This is a genomic window from Mycobacterium asiaticum (assembly GCF_001668675.1).
Classification (GTDB): domain Bacteria; phylum Actinomycetota; class Actinomycetes; order Mycobacteriales; family Mycobacteriaceae; genus Mycobacterium; species Mycobacterium asiaticum_D.
Genome location: NZ_LZKQ01000032.1, coordinates 17,045 through 32,568, shown reverse-complemented (window position 1 = coordinate 32,568; position 15,524 = coordinate 17,045). Strand labels below are relative to the sequence as shown.

Annotated in this window: 15 protein-coding genes and 1 pseudogene; 5 read left to right on the top strand and 11 right to left on the bottom strand. The window is 67.6% G+C overall.

Features of this window, described 5'->3' with window-relative positions:
* Positions 1-110 precede the first annotated feature (110 nt).
* Positions 111-1,718, top strand: a complete 1,608-nt coding sequence (locus A9X01_RS02640) for an adenylate/guanylate cyclase domain-containing protein (RefSeq protein ID WP_065119158.1) — start codon at positions 111-113, stop codon at positions 1,716-1,718.
* Here A9X01_RS02640 and A9X01_RS02635 read toward each other — a convergent pair.
* The 5 genes from A9X01_RS02635 to cspA form a co-directional block, all read right to left on the bottom strand.
* Complete coding sequence (locus tag A9X01_RS02635) at positions 1,715-2,380, bottom strand: nitroreductase (protein WP_065119157.1); 666 nt, start codon at positions 2,378-2,380, stop codon at positions 1,715-1,717. The genes A9X01_RS02640 and A9X01_RS02635 overlap by 4 nt on opposite strands.
* Before the next feature lie 85 nt (positions 2,381-2,465).
* Positions 2,466-2,921: a MarR family winged helix-turn-helix transcriptional regulator gene (locus A9X01_RS02630; protein ID WP_065119156.1), complete on the bottom strand. Its 456-nt coding sequence runs from the start codon at positions 2,919-2,921 to the stop codon at positions 2,466-2,468.
* A 35-nt stretch (positions 2,922-2,956) separates the two neighbouring features.
* The gene (gene topA, locus A9X01_RS02625) at positions 2,957-5,752 is read right to left on the bottom strand and encodes a type I DNA topoisomerase (RefSeq protein ID WP_065119155.1); all 2,796 of its coding nucleotides are present in this window, start codon (positions 5,750-5,752) and stop codon (positions 2,957-2,959) included.
* A gap of 207 nt (positions 5,753-5,959) precedes the next feature.
* Positions 5,960-6,538 (bottom strand): hypothetical protein, encoded by a 579-nt coding sequence (locus A9X01_RS02620; protein WP_065119154.1) that lies wholly within the window; start codon positions 6,536-6,538, stop codon positions 5,960-5,962.
* A 153-nt stretch (positions 6,539-6,691) separates the two neighbouring features.
* Positions 6,692-6,895, bottom strand: a complete 204-nt coding sequence (cspA, locus tag A9X01_RS02615; protein WP_036363014.1) for a cold shock protein CspA — start codon at positions 6,893-6,895, stop codon at positions 6,692-6,694.
* Between the two features lie 283 nt (positions 6,896-7,178).
* Between cspA and A9X01_RS02610 the strand changes: the two genes are divergently transcribed.
* The 3 genes from A9X01_RS02610 to A9X01_RS02600 all read left to right on the top strand — a co-directional run bounded on the left by A9X01_RS02610 (position 7,179) and on the right by A9X01_RS02600 (position 12,174).
* Positions 7,179-9,521, top strand: a complete 2,343-nt coding sequence (locus A9X01_RS02610) for a DEAD/DEAH box helicase (RefSeq protein WP_065119153.1) — start codon at positions 7,179-7,181, stop codon at positions 9,519-9,521.
* Between the two features lie 146 nt (positions 9,522-9,667).
* Positions 9,668-10,564 carry a PE family protein gene (locus A9X01_RS02605; RefSeq protein WP_065119152.1) on the top strand — a complete coding sequence of 299 codons (897 nt, stop codon included), beginning with the start codon at positions 9,668-9,670 and terminating at the stop codon, positions 10,562-10,564.
* A 569-nt stretch (positions 10,565-11,133) separates the two neighbouring features.
* Positions 11,134-12,174 carry a PAS domain-containing protein gene (locus A9X01_RS02600; RefSeq protein WP_065119181.1) on the top strand — a complete coding sequence of 347 codons (1,041 nt, stop codon included), beginning with the start codon at positions 11,134-11,136 and terminating at the stop codon, positions 12,172-12,174.
* A 9-nt stretch (positions 12,175-12,183) separates the two neighbouring features.
* Here A9X01_RS02600 and A9X01_RS31015 read toward each other — a convergent pair whose 3' ends face one another.
* From A9X01_RS31015 to A9X01_RS02570, 6 genes and pseudogenes are all read right to left on the bottom strand, one after another.
* Entirely contained in the window at positions 12,184-12,495 is a 312-nt protein-coding gene (locus A9X01_RS31015) for an Rv3654c family TadE-like protein (RefSeq protein WP_366663625.1), read from the bottom strand.
* 10 nt (positions 12,496-12,505) lie between these two features.
* Positions 12,506-12,805 (bottom strand): TadE family type IV pilus minor pilin, encoded by a 300-nt coding sequence (locus tag A9X01_RS31010; RefSeq protein ID WP_253848892.1) that lies wholly within the window; start codon positions 12,803-12,805, stop codon positions 12,506-12,508.
* 23 nt (positions 12,806-12,828) lie between these two features.
* Complete coding sequence (locus tag A9X01_RS02585; protein ID WP_065119151.1) at positions 12,829-13,029, bottom strand: DUF4244 domain-containing protein; 201 nt, start codon at positions 13,027-13,029, stop codon at positions 12,829-12,831.
* Between the two features lie 15 nt (positions 13,030-13,044).
* Positions 13,045-13,620: a type II secretion system F family protein gene (locus tag A9X01_RS02580; RefSeq protein WP_155771887.1), complete on the bottom strand. Its 576-nt coding sequence runs from the start codon at positions 13,618-13,620 to the stop codon at positions 13,045-13,047.
* Complete coding sequence (locus tag A9X01_RS02575; RefSeq protein WP_065119150.1) at positions 13,617-14,414, bottom strand: type II secretion system F family protein; 798 nt, start codon at positions 14,412-14,414, stop codon at positions 13,617-13,619. The genes A9X01_RS02580 and A9X01_RS02575 overlap by 4 nt, the downstream gene beginning before the upstream one ends.
* Positions 14,411-14,593 (bottom strand): annotated as a pseudogene (locus tag A9X01_RS02570) (TadA family conjugal transfer-associated ATPase); the annotation flags it as partial. The pseudogene A9X01_RS02570 and the gene A9X01_RS02575, both read right to left, overlap by 4 nt.
* A 169-nt stretch (positions 14,594-14,762) precedes the next feature.
* On the opposite strand from A9X01_RS02570, the gene A9X01_RS02565 reads away from it, so the two are divergent.
* Positions 14,763-15,482: a hypothetical protein gene (locus A9X01_RS02565; RefSeq protein ID WP_065035919.1), complete on the top strand. Its 720-nt coding sequence runs from the start codon at positions 14,763-14,765 to the stop codon at positions 15,480-15,482.
* Positions 15,483-15,524 lie beyond the last annotated feature (42 nt).

Sequence of the window (15,524 nt, the reverse complement as noted above, 5' to 3'; positions counted from 1 at the left end):
TCCGTTTCGCGACATTTCCGTGATCTCTCGCCGTCTTTCGGCACGTCGCGCGACTTGCCGGAGCACTTTTTTGTTACCGACGAGTCCCCCTCGACCGATACGGTGGGTTCGTGACCACAGTGGCAACACTTCCCAGACGAATCAGTGGATTCGTCCGGTGGGTGGTGCGCACTCCGTGGCCGGTTTTTTCGCTGAGCATGCTGCAAGCGGACATCATCGGCGGCTTGTTCGTGCTCGGCTTTCTGCGCTACGGGCTGCCCCCGCACGACCGCATCCAGCTGCAGGATCTGCCGACCCTCAACGTCGCGATCTTCATCGCCACGGTGGTCTTCCTCTTCCTGGCGGGCTTTGCCTGGAACCTGAAGTTGCTGGTGCCGGTTTTCCGTTGGCAGCGACGTGACAACCTGCTGGTCGAAGCCGATCCGTCCACCACCGAACTGGCCCGTACCCGCGCGCTGCGAATGCCGTTCTATCGGACCCTGACCAGCGCGTTCGCCTGGGCCATCGGCAGTGTCGTGTTCGTGGTCGCCAGCTGGTCGGTGGCCCGGCACGCGGCGCCGGTCGTGGTGGTGGCAAACGCGCTGGGTGCGACGGCGACGGGGATCATCGGTTACCTGCAGTCCGAGCGGGTGTTGCGGCCGGTGGCGGTCGCGGCCCTGCGCAGCGGTGTACCGGAGAACGTGAAGGCGCCCGGCGTCATTCTGCGGCTGATGCTGACGTGGGTGCTCTCCACGGCCGTGCCGCTGTTGGCCATCGTCCTTGCGGTCGTGTCGGACAAGATCGCGCTGCTGCACGCTCCGGCGCAGAGCCTGTTCAATCCCATTCTGTTGCTGGCGCTGGCCGCACTGGGCATCGGAGCGGCGAGCACGCTGCTGGTGTCGATGTCGATCGCCGACCCACTGCGTCAGCTGCGCTGGGCCCTGTCGGAAGTGCAGCGGGGTAACTACAACGCGCACATGCAGATCTACGACGCCAGCGAGCTGGGCCTGCTGCAGTCCGGCTTCAACGACATGGTGCGTGACCTGTCGGAGCGGCAGCGGCTGCGCGACCTGTTCGGCCGCTATGTGGGCGAGGACGTGGCCCGGCGGGCCCTCGAGCGGGGCACCGAACTCGGCGGGCAGGAACGCGACGTCGCGGTGCTGTTCGTGGATCTGGTGGGTTCCACCCAGTTGGCGGCGACCAGGCCGCCTGCCGAGGTCGTGAGCCTGCTCAACGAGTTCTTCCGGGTGGTGGTCGACACCGTCGGCCGTTACGGCGGGTTCGTCAACAAGTTCCAGGGCGACGCGGCGCTGGCGATCTTCGGCGCGCCGATCGAGCATCCCGACGGTGCCGGTGCGGCGCTCGCGGCCGCCCGCGCCCTGCACGACGAGCTGATCCCGGTGCTCGGATCCGCCGAGTTCGGCATCGGGGTGTCAGCCGGTCGAGCCATCGCCGGCCACATCGGCGCCCAGGCCCGCTTCGAGTACACCGTCATCGGCGACCCGGTCAACGAGGCCGCCCGCCTGACCGAGCTGGCCAAGCTCGAAGAGGGCCACGTACTGGCGTCGGCGATCGCGGTCAGCGGCGCACTGGACGCCGAGGCATTGTGTTGGGATGTCGGCGAAGTGGTCGAGCTGCGCGGTCGCACCGCGCCCACCCAGCTGGCCCGCCCGCTGAATCTCGCTGCGCCGGAAAACGTGACAAGGGAAGCCGAAAAAGCTTCCAGCAAGGCCAATTAGCCGTCGACAAAGGTGACGGTCTCGGCCAGCGGGGCCCGACCGGTGCGCTCCTGGATCTCGGTGTCGTCCTCGTACCCGATCGACAGGCCGCAGAACAGGATCAGCCCGTCGGGCGGCGACAGCACATCGGCGACGGTCTTGCGGTACACCGACCACGCCATCTGCGGGCAGCTGTGCAACCCTTCGGCGCGAAGCAGCAGCATGACCGTCTGCAGATACATTCCGACGTCCGCCCACTGGGGCTGGCCCAGGTCGCGGTCGATGTAGCAGAACAGGGCAGCGGGAGCGCCGAAACAGTCCCAGTTGGCGACGGCGGCCCGCTGACGCCCCTCGACATCGTCACGCGAAATGCCCAGGGCCCCATAGCGTTGCTCTCCGAAAGCGGCCCGGCGTTCCCGGTAGGGCGACTTCAGCGCCGCCGGGTACATCTCGTACTCCCGCTCGTCCCAGTCATCGCCGATCGCGATGCGCTCGGCGGCCCGCTTCTTGATCTCCGCCAGCGGCGCACCGGTGACCACATAGCAATTCCAGGGCTGGATGTTCGAACCCGACGGCGACCAGGCCGCCGCCGCCAGCACCCGCTCCAGCACTTCTTTCGGCACCGGCCGGTCCGAGAACTGGCGCACCGCGCGTCGACTCTGCACTGCCTCGTATACGTCCATGGCCGCCTCCTCGTAACTCCTAGCACCATAGTATTGTTTGATACTGTTTCATTCAATACTAATGTGAGAGACAGAACAGGGTAAATCAATCCGCAGCGGTCAACCGGTTGAGCAAATCCGTGAGCTGTTCGGCCTCCCCTGGACCGAACCCGGCCACCAGCCGCTCGGCCAACGGCTCAGCGGCGACATGCGCGGCGTCGAAGAGTTGCACACCCTCCGGGGTGATCTCTACCGCCCGCGCGCGACGGTCGCCCGGAACCGGCTTGCGTATGGCCAGACCTTTGCGCTCCAGGTCGTCGACCACGCGCATGATTCCGGCTTTGTCCGAACCGGTCGCTGCCACCAGGTCCTGTTGCCGGGTGGGCCCACGGTCAACCAGCACGATCAGCACGGCGAAGTGCCGCAACTCAATCCCCAAGGGACGTAGCGCCTCGGACATCACCGCCGCCGCGTGCCAGTGCGCCCGGCGCAGCAGCAATCCGAGGGCGAATGGTGAGGCGTCCCCGCTGCGGCCGGTGGCACGGGGAACGTCGGCGGGCACGGGCCAACAATATCGGTCGATACGGTATCGATCGACTAGCTGCGCTTGGCCGCCTTCTTGGCCGGCGCCTTCTTGGCCGTGGTCTTGCGGGCGGTCTTTTTCGCGGTCCGCTTCACCGGTCCGCGGGCACGACGATCCGCCAGCAGTTCGGAGGCCCGCTCGTCGGTGATCGACAGCACGTCGTCACCCTTGCGCAGGCTGGCATTGGTCTCGCCGTCGGTGACGTAGGGCCCGAACCGGCCGTCCTTGATCACCATCGGCTTGCCGGACGCCGGGTCGGTACCCAGCTCACGTAGCGGCGGCGCCGAAGCGGCTTGCCGCCCAGAGCGTTTGGGCTCGGAGTAGATCTTGAGTGCTTCTTCGAGGGTGATGGTGAACATCTGGTCCTCGTTCTGCAGCGACCGAGAATCGGTGCCGCGCTTGAGGTATGGGCCGTAGCGCCCGTTCTGCGCGGTGATTTCCTCGCCGGTGGCCGGGTCCACGCCAACGACGCGCGGCAGCGACAGCAGCTTCAAAGCGTCCTCGAGCGTTACCGTTTGGAGGTCCATGCTGCGCAGCAGCGAACCGGTCCGCGGTTTGGGCCCGGTCGGCTTCTTGCCCTTCTTGGCGGGCTCCGCACTGGGATCGGCGGGCGGTTCCGGCAGAACCTCGGTCACGTACGGCCCGTAACGCCCGTCTTTGGCGACGATTTCGTGGCCGGTCGCTGGGTCGACACCCAGCACGCGCCCCTCTTGGGGGGTGGCGAACAGCTCCTCGGCGACCTCGAGGGTCAGCTCGTCGGGAGTCAGGGAATCGTTGAGGTTGGCCCGCTGCGGGGTGGGTTCACCGTTGTCACCGGTGATCGTACGTTCCAGATAAGGTCCGTTCTTGCCTACCCGGACGTAGACCGGCCGGCCCTGCGCATCGTCAAACAGCCTGATGGAGTTGACTTCTCGCGCGTCAATACCCTCGAGGTTGATACCGACAAGCTTCTTCAGCCCGCCGGATCGGGCCACCGAGTCCGCCACACCGTGATCGCCGCCGAAGTAGAAGTTGTTGAGCCAGTTGGTGCGTCGCTCATTGCCGGAGGCGATCGCGTCCAACTCGTCTTCCATTGCGGCGGTGAAGTCGTAGTCGACCAGCCGGCCGAAATGCTGTTCGAGCAAACCGGTTACGGCGAACGCCACCCAGGACGGCACCAGGGCACTGCCCTTCTTGTGCACGTAGCCGCGGTCCTGAATCGTCTTGATGATCGACGAATACGTCGACGGGCGACCAATTCCCAGCTCTTCGAGGGCCTTGACCAGCGATGCCTCGGTGTAGCGCGCGGGCGGGTTCGTGGAGTGACCGTCGGGGGTGAGCTCGATGGCGTCCAACCGCTGACCCTGCGTCAACTGCGGCAACCGGCTTTCGGCGTCGTCGGCCTCACCGCCGGCCAGTTCGTCCACCGTCTCGACGTACGCCTTGAGGAAGCCGGCGAAGGTGATGGTGCGGCCACTGGCCGAGAACACCACGTCCCGTCCATTGGATTGACCGTTGATCCGCAGGCTCAGCGTGGTGCCGCGCGCGTCGGCCATCTGTGATGCCACCGTGCGCTGCCAGATCAGTTCGTAGAGCCGGAATTCGTCGCCGTCGAGTTCCCGGCGTACCGCGTCCGGGGTGGCGAAGGTCTCCCCGGCGGGCCGGATCGCCTCGTGGGCTTCCTGGGCGTTCTTCACCTTGCGGGTGTACTGCCGCGGCGACGGCGACACGTACTCGTCGCCATAAAGCTGGCGCGCCTGATTGCGGGCGGCGTTGATGGCCGACGCCGACAACGTGGTCGAGTCGGTACGCATATAAGTGATGTAGCCGTTCTCGTAGAGCCGCTGGGCGATGCTCATGGTGCGCTCGGAGGAGAACCGGAGCTTGCGGCCGGCCTCCTGCTGCAGCGTCGACGTCATGAACGGCGGATACGGACGCCTGGTGTAGGGCTTCTCCTCGACCGAGGCCACGGCGAGCTGAGCCCCGCGCAGGCCGGCGGCGATGCCCGTGGCGCCGGCCTCGTCCAGGACGATGACCTCGTTGGCTTTGCGGAGCTGGCCCAGGGAGTCGAAGTCGCGGCCGGTGGCCACGCGGAGGCCGTCCACATTGGTCAGGCGCGCGGCGAAAGTGGGTGGCTGCGCGCTGGGGTCCGACACGCTGGCGTCCAGCCTGGCCAGAATGTCCCAGTAGGACGCGCTGCGGAAGGCCATCCGGTCGCGTTCGCGCTGCACGATGATGCGGGTGGCCACCGACTGCACGCGGCCGGCCGAGAGCTTGGGCGCCACCTTCTTCCACAGCACCGGGCTGACCTCATAGCCGTACAGCCGGTCCAGGATGCGGCGGGTCTCCTGCGCGTCGACCAGGTCGATGTCCAGGTCGCGGGGGTTCTGGGCGGCCTCGAGGATGGCCGGTTCGGTGATCTCGTGGAAGACCATCCGCTTGACCGGGACGCGGGGTTTGAGTGTCTCCATCAGGTGCCAGGCGATCGCTTCGCCCTCGCGGTCACCATCCGTCGCGAGGTAGAGCTCATCGACGTCCTTGAGTAGGCCCTTTAGCTCAGTGACGGTGCTCTTCTTCTCGGGACTGATGATGTAGAGCGGTTCGAAGTCCGCATCGACGTTGACGCCCAGGCGGGCCCACGGTTCGGACTTGAACTTGGCAGGCACATCGGCCGCGGCGCGCGGCAGGTCGCGGATGTGGCCGCGGGAGGATTCGACGATGTAGTTGGAGCCCAGATAACCGGCGAGTTTGCGCGCTTTGGTGGGCGACTCCACGATCACGAGTCGCCGGGTACTCCCATTCGTAGCCCGTTTCGGGCCGCCGTCAGCCAACTGCGCCTACGCTCCATCTCCTGTATCGGTCCCTGGGCGGAACCGTCCCGCAGGCAAGAATGACACTCGGGTCCTGAAAATTCCGGGCAGTTCCGATGAAATCCAGGTACACCGCCCGTCCCTTGGGCCCGCGGGCACCTGACAATTTCGCACCATTGGGCGCGCCTACGCAAACCGACCGGCCGGAAACCGCGTCCGCCGAGCCCGTCAGACCCGGGGCCACTGGGCCACCGCCTCGGAGCCGTCCGGGGGGTCTCCCACGTTCTCTACCAGGCGCGATAGCCGTCGGCGGCCGCTGATCCGCAGCGCCGGACGGGCGCCCCGGGTGCCGATCAGAGTGGGTGCGATCCCGACCCGCATCATCGCCGAGGCCAGCGGCGAGTGGGTGTCCGGTGCGTGCGGATCCAGTCCCAAGAGATATCGGTCCCCCTCGGGGCTGCCGGCGGCCAACGTCCACGCCCGCAGTTCCCGCGGGCCGGGCAGCCAGCGCGGCGGCACCGTCTTCACCGCGCCGCGCGTCCACTCGGCGGCGATCGGGCGCAATGCGGGGTCCACGGCCGTCCGGACCAACGGGGTGTCCTCGTCGGTCCGGGTGATCTCGGCGACCAGCCCGGCTTCCCGGATCATCTCGGCCAGCGCCTGTGCCCGCCAGGACTCTTCCACGACCACCGAGAGGCGAGCCCCGGAGCCGACGACCACGATCTGGCCCGGCCCAGCCAGCAGCCCGCACAAGTCCTCGACCGCGGGCGGGACCGACTCCGCGGCGAAGAAGGAAAGCTGGCTCACGCCACGACAGTAGGCCAGCGACCCGGTCCGCGGCTTGCGCCCATCCGGCGCGGCGTCCCACCTGAGCCGATACCGAACCTTGGAAACGAAAACCCCCCGGAGCGTTCCCGTAAGCGGGACTGCGCCGGGGGGCAGCGTCAGAATCTGCCCGGATTAAACCGAGCGAACTCCGGTGGCCTGGGGGCCCTTAGGGCTGTGGCCGATCTCGAACTCGACCTTCTGGTTTTCTTCGAGGGTGCGGAAGCCCGTCCCCTGGATCTCCGTGTAGTGGACAAAAACATCCGCGGAACCGTCCTCGGGGGCGATGAAACCGAACCCCTTCTCCGCGTTGAACCACTTCACAGTTCCCTGTGGCATCTCTCGATCTTTCCTTTTCTATCTGGGTGCGGGGCTCGCCTTTCGATGCCCCGGGCCAGCCGCGACCGCCATACCTTCGCGGAGTCGCCGGAACTTCACCCGACAGATAACCTCGCAGGAACCGCGACCGCAACGTCGATCCTGCGAAAGTTTTACACGAACACAGAAGCTGCGACCGCACTCAGTCAACCATGTTCGTGGCGTCGGCGACAGCCTGGAGCTGGAACGGCGGATCAATTTACGTCAGCGTCATACCGCAGGCCAGGACCGAGAGAGGGGTCTGATGCCGAGTTTCGGCAGTGAACTGCTTGCCGCGGCGCTGGCCGGTACCGCCACCGACGAGCATCCGCTGCGACATGTCACCGAGCTGCCGCCCCGCACCGGGCGGCCGCACGGCTGGCCGCAGTGGGCCGCACCGCAGGTAATCGGCGCCTTCGCCGCCCGCGGCATTACCGCGCCCTGGTCGCATCAGTCCGAGGCCGCGGAGTTGGCGCACGCCGGGCGTCATGTCGTCATCAGCACTGGCACCGCGTCGGGCAAGTCACTGGCCTATCAGCTGCCGGTGCTCAACGCGCTGGCGACCGACCCGCGGGCCCGGGTGTTGTATCTGTCGCCGACGAAGGCGTTGGGCCACGACCAGCTGCGCGCGGCGCACGCCCTGGTGACCGCCGTACCGCTCGACGACGTGGCGCCGACGGCCTACGACGGCGACAGTCCCACCGAGGTGCGGCGTTTTGCCCGCGAGCGGTCCCGATGGATCTTCTCCAACCCCGACATGATTCACCTGTCGATCCTGCGCAATCACGCGCGCTGGGCGGTGCTGCTGCGCGGGCTGCGGTTCGTGGTGGTCGACGAATGCCACTACTACCGCGGCGTGTTCGGTTCCAATGTCGCGATGGTGCTGCGCCGGCTGCTGCGGCTGTGCGCGCGGTACTCGTCGTATCCGACGGTGGTTTTCGCCAGCGCGACGACGGACTCGCCCGGCGCGACGGCCACCGAGCTGATCGGGCAGCCGGTCGTGGAGGTCGTCGAGGACGGGTCGCCGCAGGGCGCCCGCACGGTGGCCTTATGGGAACCGGCGCTGCTGACCGAGCTGACCGGCGAGAACGGCGCCCCGGTGCGGCGGTCGGTGGGTGCCGAGGCCGCAAGGGTGATGGCCGACCTGATCGTCGAAGGCGCGCAGACGTTGACCTTCGTGCGGTCACGCCGCGCCGCCGAATTGACCGCACTGGGCGCCCAGGCCCGATTGGCCGACACCGCACCGCACCTGACCGGCACGGTGGCGTCCTACCGGGCCGGCTATCTCGCCGAGGACCGCACCGAGCTGGAAAAAGCGCTGGCCGACGGCCGGCTACGCGGCCTGGCCACGACCAATGCCCTGGAACTGGGTGTCGACATTGCCGGGTTGGACGCCGTGGTGTTGGCCGGGTTTCCCGGGACCGTCGCCTCGTTCTGGCAGCAAGCCGGACGGTCCGGGCGGCGCGGGCAGGGCGCATTGGTGGTGTTGATCGCCCGAGACGACCCACTGGACACCTATCTCGTGCACCATCCCGCCGCGCTGCTGGGCAAGCCCGTCGAGCGCGTCGTCATCGACCCGAGCAATCCGTACATTCTGGGCCCGCAGTTGCTCTGCGCGGCAACGGAACTCCCGCTCGACGACAGCGAGGTCCGAGCGCTGAATGCGGTGGACGTGGCGGAGGGATTGGTCGACGACGGGCTGCTGAAACGCCGGGGCGGCCGATACTTCCCGGTACCCGGCGTGGAGCCTCATGGCGCGGTGGATATCCGGGGATCCATCGGGGGCCAGATCGTCATCGTGGAGGCCGATACCGGGCGGCTGCTGGGCAGCACGGGGGTCGGCCAGGCACCGGCGTCGATCCACCCCGGGGCGGTCTATCTCCACCAGGGCGAAAGCTACGTCGTCGACTCACTGGACCTCGAGGAGGGTGTCGCGTTCGTCCACAGCGAGGACCCCGGCTATGCGACCTTCGCCCGCGAGATCACCGACATCTCGGTCACCGGGCAGGGTGAGCGGTCAGTCTTCGGGCCCGTGACGCTGGGACTGGTACCGGTGACGGTGACCCATCAGGTGGTCGGGTACCTGCGCCGCCGGGCCAACGGCGAAGTGATCGACTTCATCGAGCTGGACATGCCGCGGGCCACCTTGCCGACCTTTGCGGTCATGTACACGATCGAGCCGGAACCGTTGGAGCGCAGTGGCATCGAGGCGTTGCGGGTTCCGGGTTCGTTGCATGCCGCCGAGCATGCGGCCATCGGGCTGCTGCCGCTGGTGGCCAGTTGCGACCGTGGCGACATCGGCGGCCTGTCGACCGCTATCGGCCCTGACGGGCTGCCGACGGTCTTCGTATACGACGGCCATCCGGGTGGCGCCGGGTTCGCCGAACGCGGCTTCCGCAAGGCAACCACCTGGCTGAGCGCCACTGCGGCAGCCATCGAGGCGTGTGAATGCCGCAGCGGGTGCCCGTCGTGCGTGCAGTCGCCCAAGTGCGGCAATGCCAACGATCCGCTGGACAAGGCGGGCGCGGTCGCCGTGCTGCGACTGGTGCTTGCGGAGTTGGGCGACCCGGAGCTGGGGCTGACGACTGATCGACGACACGAAGCGTAGGTTCGCCAGGGTTGTCCGCCGCTTGCGCAAACTGATGGGAAATTGTTATTCCATTCGCCCACACGCGGCGATACGGTGCACGTGTTGAATAGCTGCAACGTGATCAGACACTGGCCGAGTCTGGTGAAGACGCCGAAAGGTGTTTGATGTCGTTTTTCAATGCGGTGCCCGACGCGATGGGCATGGCCGCCGTTGAGCTGGCGGGGATCAATTCCGTGATCCAGACCGCCAACGCGGCTGCCGCCCTCCCCACCACGGCCATCCCGGCCCCCGCGCAGGATCAGGTCTCGGCAGCCGTCGCCGCGCTGTACTCCAAGTACGCCCGCGGTTACCAAGCCCTCGGCACGCAGGTAGCGGCCTTTCATGATCAGTTCGTCCGCGCGCTGAGCTCGAGCGCCGGCACCTATGCGTTGGGAGAAGCGGCCAATGCCGCGGCGATGCAGAGCCCATTGCCACACCTGATCCAGCCCGTCGACGCGCCGGCCCATCCGGCAGACAGGCGGCCGGTCTTCGGCACCGAGAGCGCGGCCGAAAGCGAGCACGGCGGGTGGGTCGCGCCGAGCGAGGGCACCGGTGGGTCGGCCGCATCCGCGGATGCCGGCACCACGGGCGCCGCCGGAATGGCCGCACCTGGCGGCAACGCCTCTGTGGGTGCTGCGGGATCCGGCGGGGTGAGCGCGATTGGCGGGGTGGGAGCGGGCTCCTTCTGGCGCGACGCGGGCCACCAGGGAGGTGGCCTGTTCGCTGTCTGGGGATCGGGCGGATCGCCCACCGACGGCGCGGACCGGCACGGCGTCGAATCCGGCGGACTGCTGAGCCGTCTGCTGCTTCCGGGCGATGCCGAGAGCCCGGGTAGCGCGGCAGCCGAACCGAAGGATGGTCGTAATCCAGCGGCGGCGGCCCGGTGCGCCTTCCGTATCACGAGATCGTGGCCGGACCGCTGGCTTTCCAACGCGCTGCGCCGCAACGGCGCCGGCGGGGCAACACTGCGTACGGCGCGACCGACAGCCCAAGCCTCGGCGCAAATCGCCAGTCCGTCGTAACTTGTTGTAGCGCAGCTCAATTCACAAACGTTGTGGCAAATGAGTTGCACAGCAGAGGGTTTCGCGACATGACGGATCCGGCCGAACGGGACCGCAGCCAGATGCGTTATGGAAGCCGGTGGACGGCGACCGACCCCTCGACGGTCGACCTCCACGGACTGCTGCGCGCCGGACAATACGATCCAGCACTCCCTCAAAACGCGAGTGCAGCAGGAAATTTACCTGGGATTCAGTCTCGAATGCAACAAAAACGTGGCCGACTTCACGGCGGAATTTGGCCTCTAATCCGGCTGACAGTATGACAAAACCGTCGATGCAATACGAGAAATGTTGCACTGCCGAGAAATCCCTACTGTCACACTCGACTGAGGGTCATTGTCAGGCTTGCTGTGCGTCGGCAAACTATCGGACACAATGGATTTGACGCCACTGTCAACACTGGCGATACCCGGCGGATCATCGGGCCCCGGTCGCAATGGCGCCAGGTCGACCGCCCGTTCGACGATGCCGAATTTGCCACGGCGAGTCCCGCGGCAATGTCCGGACGGACGATCAGTAAGCTCCCCAGCATGGCCCACGACTGGTTGCTCGTGGAGACGCTGGGGGACGAGCCCGCCGTCGTCGCGCAGGGGCGGCAACTGAAGAACCTTGTCCCGATCACTACGTTCTTGCGTCGCAGCCCGTACCTGGCGGCAGTCAAGACGGCGATCGCGGAGTCGGTGCAGACGGGGCAGTCGCTGTCCAGCATCACCCCGAAGAGCGACCGCGTCATCCGCACCGAACCGGTGATGATGTCCGACGGGCGTATCCACGGGGTACACGTGTGGACCGGCCCGATCGACGAGGAACCACCCGAGCGGCCCATCCCCGGTCCGTTGAAGTGGGACCTGACGCGCGGGGTGGCCACCGACACCCCCGAGTCGCTGGCCAACAGCGGCAAGAATCCCGAAGTCGAGGTCACCTTCGGCAGGGCCTTCGCCGAGGATCTGCCGTCGCGGGAGCTCAATCCGAACGAGACCAAGGTGCTGGCCATGGCGGTGCGGGCCGAACCCGGGATGACCCTGTGCAGCACCTGGGATCTCACCGACTGGGAGGGAAATCCGGTCCGGATCGGTTTCACCGCCCGCAGTGCATTAGAGCCGGGTCCCGACGGCCGTGACCACCTGATAGCGCGGGCCATGAATTGGCGCACCGAACGCAAGGGCCCCGCCGTCGCTGCCGACGACCTGGCGCAACGCATCCTGCGGGGACTGGCGCAGGCCGGTGTCCATCGAGCACTCGTCGACCTCAAGAACTGGACGCTGCTGAAATGGCTCGACGAGCCCTGCACCTTCTATGACTGGCGCAGCAGCGAAGCCGACAAGCCACGGGTCCATCCCGACGACGAGCAGGTCATGCTTTCGATGACGAAGGAATTCGCCAACGGTGCGACCAGCCGGGTGTTGCGCCTCCCCGGGCGAGACACCGACTGGGTGCCGGTGCACGTCACCGTCAACCGGGTGGAACTCGAGCCGGAAACCTTCGCCGGCCTCCTCTCGCTGCGGCTGCCCACCGACGAGGAGCTCGCCGCCACCGATTTCTCGACGGCTTCTTCGGGAGAAGAGGGCTAAGACCCGCCGTCATCGCGTGTCCGTGGGGCCCGCCCGCGCGGATGCCCGGGCAGCGCCGGCGACGGGGACCGGCACCTGCACGGTGACAACGACATCGAGGCCATCGACCCAGCACTCGACACCGCCGACCCGCGTTGCCACCGCCCGCGCGCGTGCACACGCAGACTCGGCACCCCGCGGCAGCTGCGCGGCCGCCGCCAAGGCCGCCAAATCGGCCGCCGACTGCGCGCGATGGCGCGCCACCACCACAGCACCCACCCAGGCGCCCGCCCCGGTGACGGACAACAGCACCGCGATCATCGCTGCAGCAAGCACCGCCACCGAGCCGTCCTCATCCTGGCTCGGCCGCCGAAACCGCTCGGGCACCGATTCGCAAGGCGGGCAACAGGTTCGAGTGCGCCACCACGGTGGCGACCAGGAAGTCGCCCTCGCGGTGCACCTGCACCTGCGCGCCGGCCGGCGCGATGCGGCGAGCCACCTCGACCGCGTCCCCACCATCGCCGCGCGCCGCAAGCCGGGCCGCCTCCCGCGCCGCATCCACGCAGCGCACCTGCATCGACACGGCCGTGATCCCGGCGAGGCACAGCACCAGCACCACCACGAGTGCGGCGATCGCCAGTGCGGCCTCCACCGTGCTGGCGCCCGCACCCGAGCTCAGACCTTGGTGCTGAGGGCTCGACCGATGATGTGGTTCAGCGCCGAAACGACTGAGTCGCCGGTCACCACCGTGTAGAGGATCGCGCCGAAAGCTGCGGCGGCGATGGTGCCGATAGCGTATTCGACCGTACTCATGCCTGACTCGTCGCTCGCCAGCACCAGCAGACGCGCCCCGAATCGACGAAAGATGTTGTACATCAACGAATTCCTTCCTCACCATAGACCCGACTGCAGAACGTCACCGGCCAACCCGGCGATCACCGGAACGATGCCCAGACATACGAACGCCGGCAGAAAGCAGAGCCCGAGCGGACCGGCGATCAGCACCCCGGCACGTTCGGCGGCAGCGGCGGCGGCCTGCGCGGCGTCGTGGCGCGACTGGGCCGCCAGCTCTGCCACACCCTCGGCGAGCGCGGCGCCCGACGAGGCCGATCGCCGGGCCAGCCGCAGCAACCCCTCCGTCTGACCGTCGATCTTGTCCGGTGGCGCTGACCACGCGACCGCCGGATCAGCACCCAACGCCAACAGGTCGGCAGCCCGACGCAGCACTGACGCCAGCCGTGGCGGTGCGGCGCGGGCCGCCGCGGCCGCGGCCGCCGAGACCGCCATGCCCGCCGCCAAGCACACGGCGAGCACGTCCAACCCGGACGCCACCCCCAACGGATCGGGCCCGGCCGCGCGCCGCCGTCCGCCCGGGATTCGGCGCACCGCACCAGCGCGGGCCCGCACCATCGACGGGCCCGCCCCGATCAACAGCGCCGCCGCCAACAGCACCGCGGCGACGCTCATGTCGAGACCACCCGATCGGTGATGCGGTCCGACCACAACACCCCGGTACACGTCAGCGCCAGACCGATCACCAGGAACCAACCGCCGGTGCCGAGCAAGAAGCGCAGCGGCCGGGCACCGAGCAGCTCTCCCAGTAGTACACCGAGCACCGGCAGTCCCGCCAAGATTGCCGCGGTGGCGCGGGCTCCCGCCAGACTCGACGCCACTTTCGCCGAGAATTGTTGCCGCGCAGTGATGTCCCGCTGCGCCGCCCGCATCAGGGTCGCGATGGCCAGCCCGTGCTCACTCGCCAGCTGCCAGCAGATCGCCAGACGCTCCCAATGCCGGGGCAGCGCCGACGAGTCCCCCGCACTACGCAACCCGGCCGCCACGTCGGCGCCCATGCGTGCCCGCGCCGCGACGGTGCGCAGCGAGCCCGACACCGACCCATCAGTTTCGTCAGCGGCAACGTCGAAGGCGTGAACGGGATGGGCACCGACCCGCAGCTCACCGACCAACACTGCCAAACCGGCTTGCAGCGCAAGCCCTTCCGCTGTCCCGCGCCGGTGGCGCCGCCGCCGCCACCCGCGTAAGCCCATGGTCGCTGCACCGAACGCGAGCGCCAAAACGGTGGTCAGCGGCAACAGCAAAATCGCAACCACCAACCCGCACAAGCACACCCCGCCGACCACCCACGGGCTGTCGACAATTACCCGGTGCGCTTGCCGGGTGGGCACCAGTCGGGAACGCGGTGATGGCGGCATCACCAACAACGCCAACGACAGCAGCAGAGCGGCCAGTTGCAGCCCGGTCATGCCGGCACCCGGCTTTGCAGCATTGCGCGCAATTCGACCGCCTCGGCGGTCATCCCGCTGTCGGCATGCCATGCGGTGACCGCGCGGACACGTCCACTGTCGCCCTGGCGCAACACCGCGATCTCCTCCAGCCGACGGCGGCCGGCCCGGTTGCGCGTGACATGCAACAGCACCTGCACGCCTTATCTGTAATTACCTGGTCTATGGCTAGCAATATATGCGCGTTGATCTGATTATTTATCGTGAGATACATGTATCCTATGGTGGTGGGAAGTTGCACATTAATGGGCGGAGTAACAGTTGGGCGTGTTACTTGCGCAGACTGCTTTAGTGTGCGAAATTCGCCTCATGAACCTACAAAGGTGGCTGGATCGGATCGTTGCCGATCATCGGCCGTCCTGCGCGACGTTGCGCTACGACTTGGAGAGGGTGATCCCGAAGGTCGCCGCGATGTACAAGCCGTGGTTCGAGGATCCGCGGGATGTCCACGGGTTGGCGTTCTGCGCGAACGTGCGATTGTTGGTGTTGCGGGAGCGCGAGTTGCGCGGCCCGATGCCGGGCGACACGCTGCTGAGCTCGTGCGGCAGTGGGCTCTCGGTTCAGCTGTCCGATTCACGCGGGATGGATTTCCGGCTGCGGCGCTGGCCGTCGCGGGTGCTGCACGGCGAGCGGGTCCGCATGGTCATCACCCCCGGCGGCGGTCAGCATCCCATGGCGGCGACGGCGGCGGCTCCTGGGGAGCAGATGACCCTCGACGAGGGTGCGCAGACGCGGTTGTTCCCGGCGCCGACATCCACCCCGATGGGCAAGCCGGACATCGCCGCGTTGTGGTGGCCGACCAAGGACGGGTATGGCCTGGCAGAAGCGGAGTTGGCGGCGGTGATCGATATCGACAACGCTTCTCGGGTACAGATTTTGGCGTCCACACCGTTGCCACCGGTCACCGAGTCGCCGCTATTGTTGGGCCCACCCCCGGCTCCGATCGTGCCCACCGACGACTTCGGCGAATGGGCTCCACCATCGGCGGCCTCGGGTACCGACGACCCCGACCAGCCAGAACCGGCCTAGCGGGTCGTCGCAGTGGGGGGCGACGCACAACTTGTCGCGGGG

Excerpts from the sequence above, each read along its gene's own strand:
- A9X01_RS02635 (WP_065119157.1), bottom strand. The coding sequence starts at position 2,380 with ATGGACGTATACGAGGCAGTGCAGAGTCGACGCGCGGTGCGCCAGTTC.
- cspA (WP_036363014.1), bottom strand. The coding sequence starts at position 6,895 with ATGCCACAGGGAACTGTGAAGTGGTTCAACGCGGAGAAGGGGTTCGGT.
- A9X01_RS02610 (WP_065119153.1), top strand. The coding sequence starts at position 7,179 with ATGCCGAGTTTCGGCAGTGAACTGCTTGCCGCGGCGCTGGCCGGTACC.
- A9X01_RS02605 (WP_065119152.1), top strand. The coding sequence starts at position 9,668 with ATGTCGTTTTTCAATGCGGTGCCCGACGCGATGGGCATGGCCGCCGTT.
- A9X01_RS02600 (WP_065119181.1), top strand. The coding sequence starts at position 11,134 with ATGGCCCACGACTGGTTGCTCGTGGAGACGCTGGGGGACGAGCCCGCC.
- A9X01_RS02585 (WP_065119151.1), bottom strand. The coding sequence starts at position 13,029 with ATGTACAACATCTTTCGTCGATTCGGGGCGCGTCTGCTGGTGCTGGCG.
- A9X01_RS02580 (WP_155771887.1), bottom strand. The coding sequence starts at position 13,620 with ATGAGCGTCGCCGCGGTGCTGTTGGCGGCGGCGCTGTTGATCGGGGCG.
- A9X01_RS02575 (WP_065119150.1), bottom strand. The coding sequence starts at position 14,414 with ATGACCGGGCTGCAACTGGCCGCTCTGCTGCTGTCGTTGGCGTTGTTG.
- A9X01_RS02565 (WP_065035919.1), top strand. The coding sequence starts at position 14,763 with ATGAACCTACAAAGGTGGCTGGATCGGATCGTTGCCGATCATCGGCCG.